The 1,706-nt window shown below is 74.0% G+C and carries 2 protein-coding genes; both read right to left on the bottom strand.

Translation table 11 applies throughout. The annotated features are described in order from the left end of the window. On the bottom strand, nucleotides 1–492 hold a 492-nt coding region (locus ACFWEG_RS29015; protein ID WP_387221097.1), incomplete at its 3' end, for a recombinase family protein. A 25-nt stretch (nucleotides 493–517) separates the two neighbouring features. Beyond that, nucleotides 518–1,706, bottom strand: a 1,189-nt coding sequence (locus tag ACFWEG_RS29010; protein WP_387221095.1) for an MFS transporter, incomplete at its 5' end; no start/stop codon positions are given.

Below are 1,706 nucleotides of genomic sequence, written 5' to 3'. Positions count from 1 at the left end.
TCGATCGAGGGCCCGCCCCGGTCGTGTTCCGGCGGGGGCGTGCGCTTCGATCTCCCGCGCCGTCCGCAGTGCCTCTTCGAACTTCGGCCGGACCCGTACCCGGGTGCTGGTCTTCTCGCTGAAGATCTTGCCTCTCGGGATGCTGTGCTCGGCGAGCGCGTCGAGCGGGGAGTCGAGTTCCTGCCCGAGCGTCGAGCACCGTGCGTACCCGATGCGGATGTCCGCGCTCGGCAGGTCCGGGTCGATCGGCGCCGGCGGCGGGGTGCCCGGCGCCACGGCCGGCCCGGGCCGCGGTCGGTCGGGGGTCGGCACCCGCAGCGCCTTCGGCCAGGGCACCAGGGTGAAGCGGCGGGTGTGGTAGGTGGAGGCGACCGCGCCGCTGCACGAGCGGCGCGGCGGGCCGGGCTGTGCGTCGCACTGCGGACCGGCGTGCTGTTCCACGTCGTCGGCGTCCGACCGGTCGGATGGGAGCAGCTGCTGAGGGTCCGTCATGGACTGGGTTTCTCCCGAGAGTTCCTCAGTGGCGTGCGACGGTGCCTGTCCAGGGCGAGGTGAGGGCGGCGGCCACGGAGACGAGGGCCAGAAGGAAGAACAGTGGCTCGTAGCCGCCGAGGGGCACGGCCAGCGCGGCGCCGGCGAACGGCGCGAGGGCTGCGACGGTGGTCGCTGGTGCTGCGAGAAGGCCGGAGAGGCGACCGTAGTGGGTTGCGCCCCAGCGGTCGGTGATGGCGGTGGCCTGGAGCAGGGTGAGATTGCCGCGGACCATGCCGGCCGCGACAGACACCGCGATGAGCAGGGCGTACGGGCCGGGAACGGCGGCGAAGGCAGCGGTGGTCAGGCCGCCGAGCGCTATCAAGATCGTTGTACGGACCGTTGGGGTGGTGCGGCGGGCGAGGGCGGCGTACAGGGTGCGGCCGAGGGTCTGTCCGGCGCCGCCGACGCCGAGCGCCCAGGCGGCCTGGCCGGTGGTGTACCCGCGTTCCAACAGGAGCGGGACGAGCGCGACGACGACGGCGTACATCGCGAAGCCGGACAGGGTGAAGGCGGCGGCGAGCAGCAGGAACGGCCGGCTGCGCCTGACCCCGGCAGCGCCTTCGGCCCTGTGGGCCGGGCTGGTGGGGGCATCGGGCCAGGGTGCGCGCAGTGCCAGGGCGTGGGCGGGGATGGTGGCGGCGGCGAGGACGGCGGCGAGCACGAGGTAGGTGTGGCGCCATGACAGGTGGTCGGCGAGGGCCGCGGTCAGGGGTGCGAAGACGGTGGAGGCGAGGCCGCCGGCGAGGGTGACGACGGTCAGGGCGCGGACGTGGTCGGGGGCCCACCAGCGGGTGAGGGCGGCGAAGGCGGGCTGGTAGAAGGTAGCCGCCATCGCGAGTCCGGCCAGCGCCCAACCGGCGATGAAGACCGGGATGTTCGGGGCCGCGGCCACGATCAGCAGGCTGATCACGCCGAGCACGGAGCCGACGGTCATGACGGTGCGCGGGCCGCGCTGGTCGAGGATGCGGCCGACGCGGATCCCGGCAAGGGCGGAGACGACCAGACCGAGCGAGAACCCCGCGGTGGTCGCCCCGGTCGGCCACCCCGTGGCGGCGGTGATCTGCGGATCGAGGACGGGAAACGCGTAGTAGACGATGCCCCAGCTCACGACCTGCGTGGCGCAGAGGGCGGGCAGGGCGGCGCGGGGCCGCGACCGGTCCCCTGTTCCGGTC

Source organism: Streptomyces sp. NPDC060194 (assembly GCF_042728285.1).
In the GTDB taxonomy this organism is placed as follows: Bacteria; Actinomycetota; Actinomycetes; order Streptomycetales; family Streptomycetaceae; genus Streptomyces.
This window is presented reverse-complemented; position numbering and strand designations above follow the sequence as displayed.